Genomic DNA, 16,959 nt, shown 5'->3' with positions numbered 1-16,959 from the left:
GCTTGAAACCTTTGCCTTCGCGGGCCGTATATAAAATGGGAGGGAAATCTATGACTCAAGGGGACCGCGAGAGCGGCTGCAATATCGCCGTGATAGGGACCGGAATTTCCGGGATGGCTGCGGCGTGGCTCTTGAGCAGCGCTCATCGCGTCACGATGTTCGAGCGGGCGGTGCGCCCGGGCGGGCATAGCAACACCGTAGACGTAAAAACTGCTTCGGGCGTTGTGCCGGTCGACACCGGCTTCATCGTTTACAATACGCTGACCTATCCCAATCTGACGGCGCTGTTTGACCATATTGGGGTAAGGACGCAACCGTCGGAAATGTCGTTTGCGGCGTCCCTTGACGGCGGCCGTCTCGAATATAGCGGCGGCGTCAATCTCACCGGACTTTTCGCGCAGCCCCGCAACATCTTGAGCCCTCGCTTCTGGTCGATGCTGCGGGATCTGCGGCGCTTCTACGCCAACGCCCCGAGTCATCTCGGCGCGTTGCAGGACGTCAGTCTTGGCTCCTATCTCACACGGGAGAAGTTTGGCGAGGCCTTCCGCGACGATCACATTCTGCCGATGGCCGCCGCGATCTGGTCGGCTCCGGCCAAAACCATGCTCGATTTTCCGGCGGAAGCCTTCATAAAATTCTTCGACAATCACAGACTCCTGAAGCTGATCGGAAGGCCCGTCTGGCGCACAGTCGCCGGCGGCAGCCGCGCCTATGTCGAACGGATTTTACGCGATATCGAGGTCAGATATGAAAGTCCCGCGCTGACCGTCCGGCATGAGGCCGGAGGCGTGGAAGTCCGGTCGTCGGACGGGGGTGTCGAGCATTTCGATCGCGTCGTCATCGCCGCACACGCCGACGACGCCCTTGCAATGCTGGCGGACCCCAGCGCCGAGGAGCGGCGGCTGCTCGGCGCGTTCAGGTACAGCGCCAATGCGGCCGTGCTCCATACCGACGACACGCTGATGCCGAAGCGGCGCAAGGCTTGGGCCAGCTGGAACTATCTGACTAAGCGCGAGGGCGGTGCGGATAGCTTCTGCGTCACCTACTGGATGAACAGGCTGCAGGATCTGCCTCCGCTTGAGAATATTTTCGTGACGCTCAACCCGCCGAATCCGCCGCGCCCCAACTTCATCCTGCACAGTGAAATCTTTCATCATCCCGTTTTCGACGCCGCGGCGCTGGACGCGCAAAGGCTGCTCTGGAGCCTGCAGGGCAAGCGCAACATCTGGTTTTGCGGCTCCTATTTCGGCGCCGGATTTCACGAGGATGGATTGCAGGCCGGACTGGCCGTCGCCGAACAAATTGGCGGCGTCCGGCGCCCCTGGAGCGTGCCGGATGAATCCGGGCGTATCCCCTCGCTCAGGCTTCACGATGCGGAGACGGCGCTGCAATGAAGGCGCGGGCTTCCTGTTTTTATCCTGGCATAGTCATGCATCGGCGCCTGAGGCCGCGGCGCCACAGGTTCCGCTACGGGATTTTTCTTGCTCTTTTCGACATCGACGAGCTCGCCGCCCTCGACGATGAGCTTCGGCTGTTCGGCTATAACCGCGCCAATGTGATCAGCTTCTATGACAATGATCATTTATTGGCAGGCGCCGAATCCTTGCGCGCAAAAGTCGAGGGTACGTTGCGGCTCGCCGGGCTTTCAGCCGATGGCGGCTCCATACGGCTCTTATGCATGCCGCGTGTTTTCGGCTACGTGTTCAATCCGATAAGCGTGTATTTCTGCTACGGCGCGGGCACCGATCTGGTCGCGATCCTCTATGAGGTCAACAATACGTTCGGCGAGAAACATGTCTATCTGTTCGACGCGCGCGGTCAACAGGGGCGTATCTTGCAACATTGCCCGAAGCGGCTGCATGTGTCTCCCTTCATGGATATGGAGCTAACCTATAAATTCACCATTCGGCTTCCCGGCGCCCGGATGGCCTTCAACGTGAACGCGGTCGATTCGGAAGGCGTGATGCTCGCCACGAGCTTTTCCGGGCGGCGCGTCGAATTTACCGGCGGCAAGCTGCTTGGACTCATCGTCGCCTATCCGTTGATGACCGTGAAAGTGATCGCCGGCATTCACTTCGAGGCTCTGCGCCTGTGGCTGAAAGGCATTCGTCTTCGGCCTTCTCCAGGTCCGCCGGAGACATCGCCAAGTGTTGTCCCGCTGCCCGAAAGAGATGAGGTCCGTCCTTGACGAATGAGATTAACGAAGGAGAGCGCCTCCTTGCGCCGCGGGATGTCCGCGCCAACGTCCGCCATCTCATATTGCACACGCTTTTGCGCAATATGACGATCGGCAGCCTGACGATCATCACGCCAGGCGGCGAAATGATTCGACATCGCGGCGCGCAGCCTGGTCCTGGCGCGGAGATTCATGTGCGCCACTGGAGGGCGATCCGCCGCCTTATCCTCGAAGGCAACACCGGATTTGGCGCCGCCTATCTTGAGGGCGATTGGACAACCCCGAATCTGGCGGCGCTGATCGAACTCGCCGCGCGCAATGATTCGGGCTTGCAAAACGCCATGAGCGGTTTTTTTCCAGTCCGCGTGTTCAACCGTTTGCGTCACGCGCTGCGGGCCAACACGCGGCGCGGCAGCCGGCGTAACATCATGGATCACTATGATCTCGGCAATGAGTTTTTCGGGCTCTGGCTCGATGAGGACATGAATTATTCGTCCGCTCTTTTTCACGAGCCGAATCTGACGCTTGAATCGGCGCAGGAAGCGAAGCAGAATTTCATCCTCGACCAGCTGGCTCTCTCCGGCGGCGAACGCGTGCTCGAAATCGGCTGCGGCTGGGGCAGCCTGGCGCAGAAGCTGATCGAACGCGGCTGCGAGGTCACCGGGCTTACCCTCTCGCCGGCGCAGCGCGATTATACCATGGCGCGTCTCTCACGCGGGGGGCTCGCTGACCGCGCCGACATACGCCTGCAGGACTATCGCGATGTGACTGGCACATTCGACAGGGTGGTGTCGATCGAGATGCTCGAGGCCGTCGGGAAACGTTTCTGGCCGGCCTATTTCGACGTTGTGCGCGCGCGCCTAGACGGTCAGGGGCTCGCCGCGATCCAGGTCATCACGATCGAGGACGCGCGCTTCAGCTCCTATGAAAGCGCCTCGGATTTCATCCAGCATTATATCTTCCCGGGCGGCATGCTGCCATCGCCGGGCCTCCTTCGCAAACACATCGCGGACGGCGGCCTCGATCTCGTTGCGATCCGGGCGTTCGGCGAGAGCTATGCGGCGACTCTCGCCGAATGGGCGAGGCGTTTTCAGAAAAACTGGCCGACGATCGAGACGCTCGGCTTCGATCACCGGTTCAGGAAACTTTGGGAATATTATCTTGGCTATTGCGAGGGCGGCTTCCGGAGCGGCGCGACGGATGTTGGGCTTTATGTGCTCTCTCGGTCGGTCGCCGCGCCGGCGAAATCGCGGCTATTGTAGAGCCTTCGCTGGTTTGTGAGCGGCGATTTGCGGCGCGCGCTGCTTGAGGAGCGGCACAGAGAAGCTACGCCGCTGCGGATTGTGCTTCGGGAAATTCCAATTTTCGCGCGATCGAGGTTTGCCAAGCGCGCGAAACATGGCAGTTTGCGACGGCTTTCGGCTCGCGGGACTGTTCTCGGGAAAAGGGGCCGGACAAGAAGAATATCATCGTATCGATCCGGGGAGGCGGCGCGTGCGGGATATGAAATTTGAGGCGCACCTGAAAATTCGCGCTCCGGCGCAACGTGGCGACCGGTCGGCTGCGGCGCACGGTTACGCCCTATCTTCGAACGGCGCGGGGACCGGTGAAGACGGCGATCGAAACGCCCGACTGAGGCGGATGATCGAAACGCAGATCATTCCTCGCCTGATGATCCAGGGAAAAAGCGATCCCGCCGTTTCAGCCCTGCTCAGCGCGGCGCGCGTTGCCGCTTCGCTGATGATGGAAGACGGAGAGACCTCGCTCGCCCGGATCGCCGAGATGCGGGAGCTGGGATCGGAGGAGGAGACAATCTGGGTCAGGATGCTGGACCCCGCCGTCGATCGATTGATCAAGCTTTTGCGAGAGCATTTCGCCGAGGGTGTCCATATCTGTGATGGGGAAGTGGAGGAGCCGGTCAAGGACACTCCGGCGTCTCCGAACGAATGGTCGGCCAGGGCCGCGAAAAACAAGGCCCGCCGGGGCGCCCGGGACGAGTAGGGGTCGAATTGACCCCCCGCATCACAGTGCGGCGCCGTCTCGGCGCGGTTCTCCGAATCGGCGCCGCGGCGTCCGGCGTGTTACAAAGAGCGGCCGCGGAGCGGCTTGGCGTGTTACGCGAATATGCTCCGGCGTCTGAAAATCGATTTGCCAGACATGATGGATGCGGTGACTGAGCTTTCCGGCATTGGCGTGAGGGGCCGCTTGCGGCTTGCGACTGAGGCTTTGCACCAGCGTGTGGAGCAGCACCTCGACCTCGATCGGGACATGGGGCGCGACGATTATATTGCGCTGCTGATCCGATTCTTCGGACTCTATGCTCCGCTGGAACAGACATTGTCGGAGCTCCACTGGACGCCGACGGGCCTCGATTTCGAGGCGCGCCGCAAACTTCCCTGGATCGCCGCCGACCTTGCCGATTTCGGCCTCGACGCCGGCGCACGCGCGGCGCTGCCGCAGCGCAAAAGTCTGCCCCGGCCGGGATCGATCGCCGCGGGTCTTGGCGTTCTTTATGTCGTGGAAGGCTCGACTTTGGGCGGTCAGTTGATCCTGCGCCGGCTTGGCCCGAAACTCGGGCTCAGTCCGACTTTTGGCGGACGCTTCTTTGCCAGCTATGGAGCTGACGTCGGACGGATGTGGCGGGCTTATGTCGCGGCGGTCGAAAATCTCGGCGGCGACGAGGGCGCCGTCGCCGAGATCGAACGTGCGGCGATCGACGCGTTTCACCTGTTCGGCGCCTGGTTCGCCGGCCTGGAGCGCGGCGGCGCGACGATTTCACCGGGCGGCGCAGATGGATGACGAGACGCCCGCTTTCGGCGCCGCAGACCTGTCAAACTGCGACCGCGAGCCAATCCATATTCCAGGGTCGATTCAGCCCCATGGCGCCTTGCTGGCGCTCGACGCCGACAGTCTGACGGTGGCGCAGGCAGGCGGCAATACAAGACAGCTCCTCGGCTTTGCGCCGCGCGATCTGATCGGCAAACCGATCGAAGACTGGCTCTCGGCCGGGCGGATCGGCCGGCTGCGGGACTTGTTGGATAATGAGGGGGCGATGATCCGCCCCTTGCATGCTTTCCGCATGAACGCCGTGGGTGGCAACCGTGGCGTCGACGTCACCGCGCATTTCAGCGACGGATCGCTCATTCTCGAATTCGAGCCGGTCTATGAGGACATTGTCGATGATTCGCTGGCGCTCGTTCAGACCATGATCCGCAGCGTGCAGGAGGCCGATTCTGTCGCGGCTTTCTGCCAATCCGTCGCCGACGTCGTGCGTCAGGCGACGAATTTCGACCGCGTCATGGTCTACCGCTTTCTGCCCGACGGCAGCGGCGCGGTCGACGCGGAAGCCAAAGACCCGGCGCTGGCGCCTTTCCTCGGATTGCACTACCCGGCGTCCGACATTCCAAAGCAGGCCCGCGATCTCTATCTGCGCAACTGGATCAGGCTGATCGCCGACGCGCGCTATGAACCGGCCCCGCTCGAACCGGTATTCGACGCGCAGGAACGGCGCCCGCTCGATCTGAGCCAGAGCGCATTGCGCAGCGTCTCGCCAATTCATCTTGAATATCTGGGAAATATGGGCGTCGCCGCGACCATGTCGCTGTCGATCATTCTCGACGGCAAATTGTGGGGCCTGGTGGCCTGCCATTCACGGACGCCGCGTTTTGTCGCGCATCGCCTGCGCGTCGCGCTCGAACTTTTCAGCCAGATGGCTTCGTTCCTTCTCGAGACCAAAATCACTGCCGCCGAGCTCGAGCTTAGATCCCGGTCCAAAGTCCTGCACGACAGACTTTTGACGCATCTTGCGGGGGTTGGGGAACTTGCGGACGCTCTGGAAAAGCTGCGTCCGAGCTTGCTCGACATTATATCCGCTGATGGACTGGGGCTCTGGATCGAGGGCCGCTATACACATCTCGGACGGGCGCCGGACGCGGATCAGGCGGCCGGGCTCGTGGGCTGGCTAAACGAGACCGCGGAGGACGGCGTTTTCCATACTTCGGCGCTGCCTAAGCTCTATGCGCCCGCCGTCGACTTTGCAGATGTGGCTAGCGGAATCATCGCGCTTTCGGTGTCGAAGACTCCGCGTGATTATGTCATCTGGTTCCGGCCGGAAATCATCGAGACTGTGACCTGGGCTGGCAACCCCGATAAGTCGGTGAGCGCCGAGCCCGATGGGCAACGCCTGTCGCCGCGAAAGAGCTTCGCCGCGTGGAAGCAGGAGGTCCGACTGCAGTCGCGCCCGTGGAGCAGCGTCGCAATTCAGACCGCGCAGGCGCTCAGGGTTTCGCTGCTCGAGGTTGTGCTGCGACGCGTCGACCAAATTGCGCGCGAGCGTGAGACTGCGCGCCAGCGTCAGGACGCCCTGCTTGTGGCGCTTGACCATCGGATCCGTCAATGGGAGACGACGGCGCAGCAACTGAAGATCGAATCGGATCGCCGCGCCGTTGTAGAGGCCGAGCTGTCCGAAGTCTTGCGCAGCACGGTCATCAATCAGGAAGCGGAACGACAGCGGATTGCGCGCGAATTACACGACAGTCTCGGGCAATATCTGACTGTAATGCAACTCGATCTCGACGGGATCGGCCGTGACGTCGATTCATCTCCAGCAGTGAAGCGACGCGTGGCGGATCTCAAGAACCTGACGGCGAATCTTGGCAAAGAGGTCAATCGCCTCGCCTGGGAAATCCGGCCGACGGCCCTGGACGATCTTGGCCTTCAGACGGCAATTCAGCAATTTTTAGAGGAATGGGGCCAGAAATCGGGGCTGCAGTTTGATTTGCACCTCGCCTTGAGCGATCGGCGACTACCGCCTATTGTCGAGACGACGCTCTATCGCATTCTTCAGGAAGCGATCACGAATGTCGTCAAGCATTCACAGGCAAAAAAAGCGGGCGTCATTCTGAAGGCGACGTCGAGCGAGGCGATCATGATTGTGGAGGACGACGGCAGGGGCTTTCTCTGGGATGACGTCGACTCGGCGACAAAGCCCTCCTCCCGCCTTGGGCTTCTTGGCGTGCGTGAGCGCTTGTCCCTTGTAGGAGGCAAACTGGAGATTGAAACCAGCCCGGGGCATGGCGCGACCCTCTTCATTCATGTTCCGCTCTAATGAGCCTTGCGGCGGCGCCCATCTCCCTTCGCGTTTTTCTCGCCGACGACCACCCTGTCGTTCTTGCTGGCGTCAAGGCGCTGATCGGCGCGGATCCAGAAATGACCATCGTCGGAGACGCTTGCGACGGGCGCAGCGCGCTCAGCTTGGCGACGGAGCTTAAGCCGGATATCGTAATCTTGGACATCTCGATGCCCGGCCTGAATGGAACGAAAGTCGCCGAGCTTTTGCGTGCGGCCTGTCCTCAAAGCAAGATTCTCGCGCTGACGGTTCACGAAGATCGGGGATATTTGCGCCAGCTCCTTGAACTTGGCGTTGCGGGCTATGTTCTGAAGCGTTCAGCCGCGGAGGAACTCATTAGGGCGATACGAGCCGTCGCCGCGGGCGGGATCTATCTCGATCCGGCGATCGCTGGAAAAGTGCTCGGCGGCATACCACAAAAGGCAACCGTCGTCGCGCTCAGCGCCATTGCTGACCTCAGCGAGAGGGAAACAGAGGTTTTGCGATTGACGGCTGGAGGACACAGCCACAAAGCGGTCGCCGCCGAACTCCGCATCAGCGTCAAATCGGTGGAGACGTATAAGGCGCGGGCGATGGAAAAGCTTGGCTTCGACAGCCGGGTGCAGCTGGTGCGCTACGCGGCTGGCAAAGGCTGGCTCGGCGAATCTTAGCCGAAGCTTCGCCTTGTCAGCAATTTCACTGACATGTAGGTATTTTATCGACACGGAGCGGGGATTTTCCTCCTTTGCCGGGCCATGAGCGAATTCTACTGTGATTTCAGCCCTTAACCCGGTGGACGATCTTCTCGGGCAATGACGGTTCCGGAGAACCCGCGCCTTGACGTCTGTCTCAAGACTTTTTTCGCGAAAGTAATGTGGCGCAAATACTGTTTATTAGACTGGAGTATTGATGTCCGACATTCTTCCGCGAGTTGAAGCGGCGCCCATTAACCGAATTGAGGATAATGGTGCGAGTGTGCGTCAGAAGGCGTTTGACCAGGCTTGGGCCATGCTGGAGGGCGAACTAAAAGAGTTCGGATCAGCCGAGATCCTGTCCTTTCGCAATTATCTCGCGCAGGCAATCTTCAATGAGGCGGAGCGCGGTGAGCGTGATCCCGTGATCTTGAGCGTGAAGGCGCTTCACGCACTCGCAGTCCATTTGCGCAATGGTAAGTCGCCACCTCAGTTTGCTAGCTGTTAGGTTCCAGCTAACTAGAAGGGAAGGTATCGCATCTGAGCAACGCGCTAACGCTCTCTTAGCCGTGCTGGCTGCCGAATCAGATTAAACTCGGCAGCCCAAAATGCGTCAGGAGCGCGGGTAAGTCAGTGCAATAGCCGCAACTGGCGCGCATAAAATCCAAACCCAGATCACAAGTCCCATGATCGTCTCCGAATTTGCAGAAGCCCCCGCATAAGAGTGTATGACGCAAGGACGTCGGTTTCAACTCCTGCGGCGCGCGCCGACGATGGCAAAGGATGATCTTACCCGATGACCAAATCAGCAATCGCTTCTTGAGCTATTTACAACTCGCACGCAAAAATTGAGTGCCGGCCTTCACGTTGTAATCTAGCCGAAGCCAGAACTTGTCGCCGCAAGCGGCGACGCCATAGCTGAAAGATTGGCCGACGTGAGCTGCTGCCGATTTTGAGGACACCGAGGTAAGGTGTTTTGGAATTGGAGAGTGTTGATGGAGAGACGGAAGCTCAGCCGTGAGTCAGGCTCGAGGCAGTGAAGCTGGTGGCGGGGTGTTTCTGCTGCGCAGGCGGCCCTTGATCTCGACCTGCATGTCAATGTGCTGCGCAAACGGGTGCGAGCGCATTCCTCCGATCCGCAACAGGCGTTTCCCGGCCATGGTCAGATGACGCCAGGAGCAGCTCGAGATCGAGAAGCTGCGGCGTGAAGTCGCCAAGCGCAAGGCGGAGCGCGACGTCTAAAAAAAGCCGCGGCCTGCTTTGGCAGCGTCTCGATACGAAGTTCGGGTTCGTCGCGAAGCACCGAGGGATCTGGCCGGTTGCGTGGATTTGCGAGGCGCTCGGTGTCTCTAGCTCGGGCTCTCATGCTTGGCTCGATCGCTCGCCCGGCCAACGGGCCAGGTATGACGAAGTGCTTGTTGCCGGGATCCGGTCGAGCTTTGCTGGCAGCGACCGGACCTACGGAGCTCGTCGGGTCTGGCATGACATTCTCGCCGACAGGCTCGACGCCGGTCTGCATCGCATCGAGCGGCTGATGCGCTAGCAGGGCCTACGGGCACGGCCATGGCGCAGAGCCCTGCCAAAGGATGGCGGCCAGCGTCATGCGGCATTGTCCAATATCCTCGATCGAGCGTTCGAAGCGTTAGCACCGAACCAGAAGTGGACCGCCGACTTCACCTACACCTGGACAGCTCAGGGCTGGCTATATATAGCGGCGGTCGTCGATCTGTTCTTGCGCCGCGTTGTTGGATGGTCGATGAGCGCGGGCATGACGGCCCAGCTCGTCACGGATGCCCTCATTGGTCTGCGCCCCTTGAAGTGATCCATCCCGTATGTTGGTCCGCGGACCCTTTGGAGGGATGGAGCGATGGGAATAAAGCGGCACAAGCCGGAGGAGATCGTCGCCAAGCTGCGTCAGGTTGATGTCCTGACGGCGCAAGGCAAGTCGATTGCCGATGCGGTGAAAACGATCGCTGTGACGGAGGCGACGTACTTCCGCTGGCGCGCGGAGTATGGCGGCCTGAAGAGCGGCCAGGTCAAGCGGCTGAAGGATCTGGAGCTGGAGAACGCCCGGCTGCGGCGGGCGGCGTCGGACCTGACCCTGGACAAGCTGATTTTGACCGAAGCCACGCGGGGACACTTCTAAGCCCCGCCCGTCGCCGCGCCTGCGTGGACAAGGTCAAAGCCGAGCTGAGAGTGTCGGAGCGTCGCGCCTGCGCGGCGCTCCGGCAGCCCCGCTCCACACAGCGCAAGCCAGCCCGCGGCCGCGATGACGAGGCGGCTCTGACCGCCGACATCGTCGAGCTGGCCAAGGCTTATGGCCGCTACGGCTATCGGCGGATCACGGCTTTGCTGCGCCATGCTGGCTGGGTCGTGAACGCCAAGCGGGTGCAGCGGATCTGGCGCGCAGACAAGTTCACGCAGTCTGCGCAACAGCGCGACTGCGAGGGGCTGAAAGTCCCACAGAAACACCCAAAACGCGGCAGGCTCTGGCTGAACGACGGCTCTTGCGTGCGCCCGCGCGCCGAGCGGCCCAACCATGTCTGGTCCTATGACTTCGTCGCGGATCGGACCCAAGATGGACGGAAGTTCTGTATGCTCTGTGTGATCGACGAGTTCACCCGCGAGGCCCTGGACATCCGGGTCAAACGCCGGCTCGACTCCACCGACGTGCTGGAGACCTTGGCCGATCTGATGATCCGGCGCGGAACGCCGGCCTATGTTCGGTCGGACAATGGCCCGAGTTCATCGCCCTGGCCCGGCGCGAATGGATCGCCGCCGTCGGGTCCCAGACGGCCTATATCGAGCCCAGCAGCCCGTGGGAGAATGGCGCCTGCGAGAGCTTCAATTCGAAGCTCCGCGACGAGCTGCTCAATGGTGAGATGTTCTTCAGTCTGGCCGAGGCTCAGGCGATGATCGAGGCCTGGCGGCGGCATTTCAACGCCGTGCGCCCACACAGCTCGCTCGGTTACCGATCGCCAGCGCCTGAGACAATTATTCCCTGCGGCGGAAACATCGCGCCATGGGCGAGCGCGCCAGCTGTGGGAGCCGCGCGCTCGCCCACACCAACCATGGCGTCAGAGCCCGCCATGCACTAACATTGAAACTGGATCACCCCTCGGGGACAGGCCAGAGCGATCAAAGCGGGCGGACGCGGCGTTCGGCGAGGTTTTTGGTGGCGGCGACGTCGTCGAATTACGCCGCCGCGCCGGTCACGATCGTATCAACCCAGCGGCGCGAACGGGCGATGGCGTGGAGCAAAGCCTCGCGGGTCTTTGCATCGATGATCTCGTGCGGAAAGTACTTCAAGTCGGGTCCAAAGTTCCTATCCGTTCATGATCAAACCGCGAACCTGTTCGGACATCACTTATCCTGAACACACTACTGCCAATGCCTAGCCCGCACTGCGCAAGCGGACCTTTGTCATGGGGCGGGGATTTCCAAAACCCATCTCGCGGCGTCAGGAACAGATAGTCGGATCGATCCAAATCGAACACCGAACCGACAAGTTTACGGTGTCCCGTAACCGGATAGCGGGAGACAGTCATGTCAATCCGGCGGGACCTGACAGCTCGCGCCACGCGTGCGCGCATTGCCGATGCTGCGCTCGCTATTAACGCGAACCGCGTGAGTCGAAAACGCGATAGGCGTCCCCCTTAAAAGACGGCGCGTTGTGGCGCCGCATTTTTTGCCAACGCGCCAAAAGAACCTTTGAGAGGATTGGTTTTTTCAAATTGCCCATGGTTCATGCGAAAACGAGGTTGCTGCGCACGAGCGGCCCCTTTTCCAGTGATGGGGCGGGTCAATGCTCAAAAATGCGTATTGTCGAAATGATGCAGCCCCTCGATGATTGTGCGCCTTCGATCCGTCACAGGCCGCCAGGAGGGATTGGTTTGGACCTCGATCATATTGCGGACGCGGGCGGATGAACTTTGTCGAGCCCGGGCGCCGCGCCATCGGGACCTCGGCGCCGCTGCAGCGCTCGGAGGGGGGCGCGAGGCTTTCGGCGCGTTGGATTTCGGGGGGCACGCGTCTCCATGCGCTGCGACAAACCTCCCCGTGCCGGATTTTTTTCCCGCGCCGGAACGATCCGGCTGTCCTGGAGGCGATCCTCGTCAATTCGAGCGGCGGTCTTGTTGAAGGCGACCGCATCTCGATTTCGGTCGAGGTCGGCTGCGGCGCCACGGTGATCATGAGGACGCAGGCGGCCGAAAAAATCTACCGCTCCCTGACGCGCGAAACAGTGATCGCGACCGAGCTTGTCATCGGGCGCGGCGGCTTTCTGGACTGGCGTCCGCAGGAGGCGATTCTCTTCGACGGCGCGCGGCTCTCGCGCAGCCAGAGTTTCGTCGTCGAGGCGGATTCGCGCTTTCTCTCCGGAGAGGTCGTGATTTTCGGCCGTATCGCCCGCGGCGAAACCTTTGCCCATGGCGAATTGCGCGACGCCGTCACCGTGCGCTGCGGCGGCCGGCTGCTCTTCGCCGATCGTTTGCGCCTGGGCGGCGAGGTCGCCGCGCTGCGCCACGCCCGCTTTGGCCTTGGCGGCTCGGCAGGGCTTGCCAGCATCCTCTATTTCGGTCCCGGGGCGGCCCGGCTTTTGCCCTTTGCGCGCGCGCGGGCGGAGCAGCGCTGCGGCGGCGCGACCCTCGTCAACGGAATTCTCCTTGCACGTTTCCTGCATCCCGATGAAACGCGGCTGCGCGGCGCCGCGGCCGAATTCCTCGATGAACTGAGCCTCGAAATCGCAACGACGCATAGCCGGGACGCCGCATGAATCTCAGTCCGCGAGAAAAAGACAAGCTTCTCGTCGCCATGGCCGCCGTGGTCGCGCGGCGCCGTCTCGAACGCGGCGTCAAGCTCAACTATCCGGAGGCGGTCGCCCTGATCACCGATTTCGTCGTCGAAGGCGCCCGCGACGGCCATAGCGTCGCCGATCTGATGGAGCGAGGCGGCGCCGTGATCGGCCGCGAGCAGGTGATGGAAGGCGTCGCCGAGATGATTGACGAAATCCAGGTCGAGGCGACCTTTACCGACGGAACGAAGCTCGTCACCGTTCACGAGCCGATCCGATGATCCCCGGCGAGATCATCGTCGCAGAGGGCGACATCACCCTCAATGCGGATCGTGACGCCATCACGCTCAACGTCGCAAACCTTGGCGACCGTCCGATCCAGGTCGGATCGCATTATCATTTTGCCGAGACCAACGCCGCTCTCTCGTTCGATCGCGCCGCGACCCTTGGCCGGCGGCTCGATATTGCGGCCGGAACGGCGGTGCGTTTCGAGCCCGGCCAGACGCGCGAGGTGGCGCTTGTTCCTTTTGCCGGCGCGCGCGAGGTTTTTGGATTTTCCGGCGCCGTCATGGGCAAGCTCGACAAGGACTGAGCCATGCCTGTCACGATGAGCCGCCGCGCTTATGCCGGCATGTTCGGCCCGACGACCGGCGATAAGATCAGACTCGCCGACACCGAACTCCTGATCGAGGTCGAGCGCGATTTTACGATCTATGGCGAGGAGGTGAAATTCGGCGGTGGCAAGGTGATCCGCGACGGCATGGGGCAGAGCCAGCGCTCGCGCGCCGAGGGCGCGGTCGACACATTGATCACCAATGTCGTCATTCTCGATCATACGGGCGTCGTAAAAGCCGATGTCGGCCTGAAGGACGGACGCATCGCCGCGATTGGCAAGGGCGGCAATCCGGATATTCAGCCGGGCGTCACCATCACCATCGGGCCGGGCACCGAGATCATTGCCGGCGAGGGCAAGATCCTGACCGCCGGCGGCGTCGACACGCATATTCATTTCATTGCGCCGCAACAGATCGAGGAAGCGCTGTGCAGCGGCGTCACCACAATGCTTGGCGGCGGCTCCGGCCCGGCGGAGGGAACCAAGGCGACCACCTGCACCTCCGGGCCCTGGCATATGATGCGCATGATGCAGGCGGCCGAAAGCCTGCCGATGAACATTGGCTTCTTCGGCAAGGGCAACGCCTCAAAACCCGCGGCGCTGATTGAAATGGTCGAGGCCGGCGCCTGCGGGCTGAAGCTGCATGAAGATTGGGGAACGACGCCGGCGGCGATCGATTGTTGCCTTTCGGTCTGCGACGCCCTCGACGTGCAGGCGACTCTGCACTCCGACACGCTGAATGAAAGCGGCTTCGTCGAGACGACGATCGCGGCCTTCAAGGGCCGCACGATCCATGCCTTCCACACCGAAGGCGCCGGCGGGGGCCATGCGCCGGACATTATCAAGGTGGTCGGAGAACAGAATGTATTGCCCTCCTCGACCAATCCGACGCGGCCCTTCACCCGCAACACGCTTGACGAACATCTCGATATGCTGATGGTCTGCCATCATCTCGATCCGCACATCGCGGAGGACATAGCTTTCGCCGAGAGCCGCATCCGCAAGGAGACCATCGCGGCGGAAGACATCCTCCATGACCTTGGCGCTCTGTCGATGTTTTCGAGCGACAGTCAGGCGATGGGACGAGTCGGCGAAGTCGTCATCCGCTGCTGGCAGACCGCCGACAAGATGAAGCGACAGCGCGGCGCGCTGCCGGAGGACATATCAGGCAACGACAATTTTCGCGCCAGGCGCTACATCGCAAAATATACCATCAACCCGGCGATCGCGCATGGAATCTCCCATGTGGTCGGCTCCGTGGAGCCGGGCAAGCTCGCCGATCTCGTCTTGTGGTCGCCGGCCTTCTTCGGCGTCAAACCCGACCTTGTGCTGAAGGGCGGTTCGATCGCTTACGCCTTGATGGGGGACGCCAACGCCAGCATTCCGACGCCGCAGCCGGTGCATTATCGGCCAATGTTCGCGAGCTTCGGCCGGAGCCTCATTGAGTCGAGTCTTATCTTTGTCAGCGCGGTTTCGATCGAGCGCGGCGTCGGCGCGCGCTATGGCCTTTCGCGACCGCTCGAAGCGGTGCGGGGAACGCGCGGCTCGATCTCGAAAAAGAGCATGATTCTCAATGACGCGACGCCTGTGATGGAGGTTGATCCGGAGACTTATGAGGTGCGCGCCGACGGCGAACTTTTGACCTGTGAACCCGCCGATGTGCTGCCAATGGCGCAGCGTTATTTCCTGTTCTGAGATGAAAACGCCGCGCGCCATAGCCGTGCTTGCAAAGGGCGCCTATCTGGCGGCTGAGGAGATCGGCACGGTCACGCTGTCTTTCGACGACCGCTACCGTCGACGCATCCTTCTTGCCATGGATGGCGGGCGCGGCGAGTTTCTGCTCGATCTGCCGCAGGCTGTCCGCCTCGCCGAAGGAGACGGCCTGAGGCTTGAGTCGGGCGGCGTCGTCTGCGTCCGGGCGGCGCAAGAACCGATACTGGAGGTGCGCGCAGGCGCCTCGAGCCTGGCGCAGCTCGCCTACCACATCGGCAACCGTCACCTGCCGGCGCAGATTATGGGAGAGATGATCCTGATCCGACAGGATCAGGTGATTGAGGACATGCTGAACGGCCTCGGCGCCGACTGCCGCAAGACCCTGCGTCCGTTTTCGCCGGAGCAGGGCGCCTATGGCCGAGTTCCACGGCACGGTCACGCGCACGGAGGTGACGATCATCATAGTCACGGTGACCGCCATGCGCATGCCCATGACGGATGAGGGCGAGTGGCTGCCGCTCCTTTTGGCCTGGTTGTCGCCATCCTATCCCGTCGGCGCCTACAGCTATAGCCATGGCCTTGAATGGGCGGTCGAACAGGGCGAGGTTTTATCGCGCGACGATCTTGGCGATTATGTCGGCGCCGTACTCGAGATCGGCGGCGGATGGTCCGATCTTGTGCTCGCGGCGGCGGCCTGGCGCGCCGTGGTTGCCGGGCGTCGCGACGAACTTGCGGCCGCCGCCGAGCTTGCTCTTGCTCTGCGTCCAACCAGCGAATTCGCCCTTGAATCGCTCCAGCAGGGCATGGCTTTCGCCGCAACCACCTCGGCCGCTTGGCCTGACGGGGCTTACGCCGCAGTCCGGGGCGATCATCCTGAGGGCTTGGCCTATGCGATCGCGGTCGGCGCAGCCTGCGCCACGCGGACGCCGCTGCGCGCAATGCTCGTGGCGCTGGCGCATAGCATCGCGGCAAATCTCGTCTCGGCTGGCGTGAGGCTAATTCCGCTCGGCCAGACCGACGGTCAGCGCGCCCTCGCCGCGCTGCATCCAAAAATTGCCGTCGTCGTCGCGCGCGCAATCTCCTCGACGATTGAGGACGCAGGTTCGAGTGCGGTCGCGATCGATCTTTTCTCCATGCGTCATGAAACGCAATACACAAGGCTTTTCCGGTCATGAGCGAGACCAACGGCCCATTCCGCATCGGCATCGGCGGCCCCGTCGGATCGGGCAAGACCGCGCTGACCGACCGGCTGTGCAAGGCTATGCGCGAACGCTGGAATATCGCTGCGATTACCAATGACATCTACACCAAGGAGGACGCCGAATTTCTCACCCGCTCGGCGGCGCTTGCGCCCGAACGGATCATGGGCGTGGAGACCGGCGGCTGTCCGCACACGGCGATCCGCGAGGACGCCTCGATTAATCTCGCCGCGGTCGACGCGATGAACGCGCGCTTTCCCGGCCTCGACCTCGTCTTCATCGAAAGCGGGGGCGACAATCTCGCGGCGACGTTCAGCCCCGAACTCGCCGACCTCACCATTTATGTCATCGATGTTTCGGCCGGCGACAAGATCCCGCGAAAGGGCGGCCCGGGCATCACCCGCAGCGACCTGCTCGTCATCAACAAGATCGATCTTGCCCCCCTCGTCGAAGCTTCGCTCGAAGTGATGGACCGCGACTCGCGCAAAATGCGCGGCGAGAAGCCCTTCCTTTTCACCAATCTGAAGACGAATCTGGGCGTAGCCGAGATCGTCGCCTTCATCGAAAGGCAGGGCGGCCTATCAGGCGTCTGACTGCCGCTGATGTGGCATCGCAGATACGTCGAATGCCCCATACCGGAGCGGTCCGGATCCGCCTAGTGTTGTGC

Annotated in this window: 16 protein-coding genes and 2 pseudogenes; all 18 read left to right on the top strand. The window is 61.8% G+C overall.

All coding sequences use genetic code 11. From position 1 onward, the window contains the following. Positions 1-50: 50 nt before the first annotated feature. The 18 genes and pseudogenes from MSIL_RS10345 (at position 51) to ureG (ending at position 16,885) form a co-directional block, all read left to right on the top strand. Positions 51-1,394, top strand: coding sequence for an NAD(P)/FAD-dependent oxidoreductase (locus tag MSIL_RS10345; protein ID WP_012591035.1), 1,344 nt, complete (start codon positions 51-53; stop codon positions 1,392-1,394). After that, complete coding sequence (locus tag MSIL_RS10340; RefSeq protein ID WP_012591034.1) at positions 1,391-2,188, top strand: DUF1365 domain-containing protein; 798 nt, start codon at positions 1,391-1,393, stop codon at positions 2,186-2,188. The genes MSIL_RS10345 and MSIL_RS10340 overlap by 4 nt, the downstream gene beginning before the upstream one ends. Continuing rightward, complete coding sequence (locus tag MSIL_RS10335; protein WP_012591033.1) at positions 2,185-3,438, top strand: SAM-dependent methyltransferase; 1,254 nt, start codon at positions 2,185-2,187, stop codon at positions 3,436-3,438. Before MSIL_RS10340 ends, MSIL_RS10335 begins: the two co-directional genes overlap by 4 nt. Before the next feature lie 241 nt (positions 3,439-3,679). Continuing rightward, positions 3,680-4,177 (top strand): hypothetical protein, encoded by a 498-nt coding sequence (locus tag MSIL_RS10325; RefSeq protein WP_148213068.1) that lies wholly within the window; start codon positions 3,680-3,682, stop codon positions 4,175-4,177. 168 nt (positions 4,178-4,345) lie between these two features. Beyond that, positions 4,346-4,975, top strand: a complete 630-nt coding sequence (locus tag MSIL_RS10320; RefSeq protein ID WP_187148646.1) for a biliverdin-producing heme oxygenase — start codon at positions 4,346-4,348, stop codon at positions 4,973-4,975. After that, entirely contained in the window at positions 4,968-7,283 is a 2,316-nt protein-coding gene (locus tag MSIL_RS10315; RefSeq protein WP_012591030.1) for a GAF domain-containing protein, read from the top strand. The genes MSIL_RS10320 and MSIL_RS10315 overlap by 8 nt, the downstream gene beginning before the upstream one ends. After that, entirely contained in the window at positions 7,283-7,954 is a 672-nt protein-coding gene (locus MSIL_RS10310) for a response regulator transcription factor (protein WP_012591029.1), read from the top strand. The genes MSIL_RS10315 and MSIL_RS10310 overlap by 1 nt, the downstream gene beginning before the upstream one ends. A gap of 238 nt (positions 7,955-8,192) precedes the next feature. Continuing rightward, entirely contained in the window at positions 8,193-8,483 is a 291-nt protein-coding gene (locus MSIL_RS10305) for a hypothetical protein (protein ID WP_012591028.1), read from the top strand. 487 nt (positions 8,484-8,970) lie between these two features. After that, positions 8,971-9,776 (top strand): annotated as a pseudogene (locus tag MSIL_RS21290) (IS3 family transposase); the annotation flags it as partial. A 66-nt stretch (positions 9,777-9,842) separates the two neighbouring features. Then, a pseudogene (locus MSIL_RS20725) lies at positions 9,843-11,073 on the top strand (IS3-like element ISMsi4 family transposase). Continuing rightward, positions 10,998-11,351 carry a hypothetical protein gene (locus MSIL_RS21680; protein WP_187148731.1) on the top strand — a complete coding sequence of 118 codons (354 nt, stop codon included), beginning with the start codon at positions 10,998-11,000 and terminating at the stop codon, positions 11,349-11,351. Before MSIL_RS20725 ends, MSIL_RS21680 begins: the two are co-directional and overlap by 76 nt. Positions 11,352-11,900: 549 nt before the next feature. Continuing rightward, positions 11,901-12,749 (top strand): urease accessory protein UreD, encoded by an 849-nt coding sequence (locus MSIL_RS10280; protein WP_012591026.1) that lies wholly within the window; start codon positions 11,901-11,903, stop codon positions 12,747-12,749. Then, complete coding sequence (locus MSIL_RS10275; RefSeq protein ID WP_012591025.1) at positions 12,746-13,048, top strand: urease subunit gamma; 303 nt, start codon at positions 12,746-12,748, stop codon at positions 13,046-13,048. Before MSIL_RS10280 ends, MSIL_RS10275 begins: the two co-directional genes overlap by 4 nt. Beyond that, complete coding sequence (locus MSIL_RS10270; RefSeq protein WP_012591024.1) at positions 13,045-13,359, top strand: urease subunit beta; 315 nt, start codon at positions 13,045-13,047, stop codon at positions 13,357-13,359. The genes MSIL_RS10275 and MSIL_RS10270 overlap by 4 nt, the downstream gene beginning before the upstream one ends. Positions 13,360-13,362: 3 nt before the next feature. Then, positions 13,363-15,075 carry an urease subunit alpha gene (gene ureC, locus MSIL_RS10265; RefSeq protein WP_012591023.1) on the top strand — a complete coding sequence of 571 codons (1,713 nt, stop codon included), beginning with the start codon at positions 13,363-13,365 and terminating at the stop codon, positions 15,073-15,075. Continuing rightward, positions 15,026-15,595: an urease accessory protein UreE gene (locus MSIL_RS10260; RefSeq protein ID WP_244406104.1), complete on the top strand. Its 570-nt coding sequence runs from the start codon at positions 15,026-15,028 to the stop codon at positions 15,593-15,595. The genes ureC and MSIL_RS10260 overlap by 50 nt, the downstream gene beginning before the upstream one ends. Further along, positions 15,507-16,268 carry an urease accessory protein UreF gene (locus MSIL_RS10255; RefSeq protein WP_244406103.1) on the top strand — a complete coding sequence of 254 codons (762 nt, stop codon included), beginning with the start codon at positions 15,507-15,509 and terminating at the stop codon, positions 16,266-16,268. Before MSIL_RS10260 ends, MSIL_RS10255 begins: the two co-directional genes overlap by 89 nt. Beyond that, positions 16,265-16,885, top strand: coding sequence for an urease accessory protein UreG (gene ureG / locus MSIL_RS10250; RefSeq protein ID WP_012591020.1), 621 nt, complete (start codon positions 16,265-16,267; stop codon positions 16,883-16,885). Before MSIL_RS10255 ends, ureG begins: the two co-directional genes overlap by 4 nt. Positions 16,886-16,959: the final 74 nt, after the last annotated feature.

Origin of the sequence: Methylocella silvestris BL2 (assembly GCF_000021745.1) — a bacterium.
Classification (GTDB): Bacteria; Pseudomonadota; Alphaproteobacteria; order Rhizobiales; family Beijerinckiaceae; genus Methylocapsa; species Methylocapsa silvestris.
The sequence above is the reverse complement of the archived record's forward strand: the minus strand, read 5'-3'. Positions and strand labels throughout refer to the sequence as shown.

Bases quoted from the DNA above. Each gene is read 5' to 3' on its own strand.
- MSIL_RS10345 (WP_012591035.1), top strand. From the start codon at position 51: ATGACTCAAGGGGACCGCGAGAGCGGCTGCAATATCGCCGTGATAGGG.
- MSIL_RS10340 (WP_012591034.1), top strand. From the start codon at position 1,391: ATGAAGGCGCGGGCTTCCTGTTTTTATCCTGGCATAGTCATGCATCGG.
- MSIL_RS10325 (WP_148213068.1), top strand. From the start codon at position 3,680: ATGAAATTTGAGGCGCACCTGAAAATTCGCGCTCCGGCGCAACGTGGC.
- MSIL_RS10315 (WP_012591030.1), top strand. From the start codon at position 4,968: ATGGATGACGAGACGCCCGCTTTCGGCGCCGCAGACCTGTCAAACTGC.
- MSIL_RS10310 (WP_012591029.1), top strand. From the start codon at position 7,283: ATGAGCCTTGCGGCGGCGCCCATCTCCCTTCGCGTTTTTCTCGCCGAC.
- MSIL_RS10305 (WP_012591028.1), top strand. From the start codon at position 8,193: ATGTCCGACATTCTTCCGCGAGTTGAAGCGGCGCCCATTAACCGAATT.
- MSIL_RS21680 (WP_187148731.1), top strand. From the start codon at position 10,998: ATGGGCGAGCGCGCCAGCTGTGGGAGCCGCGCGCTCGCCCACACCAAC.
- MSIL_RS10280 (WP_012591026.1), top strand. From the start codon at position 11,901: ATGAACTTTGTCGAGCCCGGGCGCCGCGCCATCGGGACCTCGGCGCCG.
- MSIL_RS10275 (WP_012591025.1), top strand. From the start codon at position 12,746: ATGAATCTCAGTCCGCGAGAAAAAGACAAGCTTCTCGTCGCCATGGCC.
- MSIL_RS10270 (WP_012591024.1), top strand. From the start codon at position 13,045: ATGATCCCCGGCGAGATCATCGTCGCAGAGGGCGACATCACCCTCAAT.
- ureC (WP_012591023.1), top strand. From the start codon at position 13,363: ATGCCTGTCACGATGAGCCGCCGCGCTTATGCCGGCATGTTCGGCCCG.
- MSIL_RS10255 (WP_244406103.1), top strand. From the start codon at position 15,507: ATGGCCGAGTTCCACGGCACGGTCACGCGCACGGAGGTGACGATCATC.
- ureG (WP_012591020.1), top strand. From the start codon at position 16,265: ATGAGCGAGACCAACGGCCCATTCCGCATCGGCATCGGCGGCCCCGTC.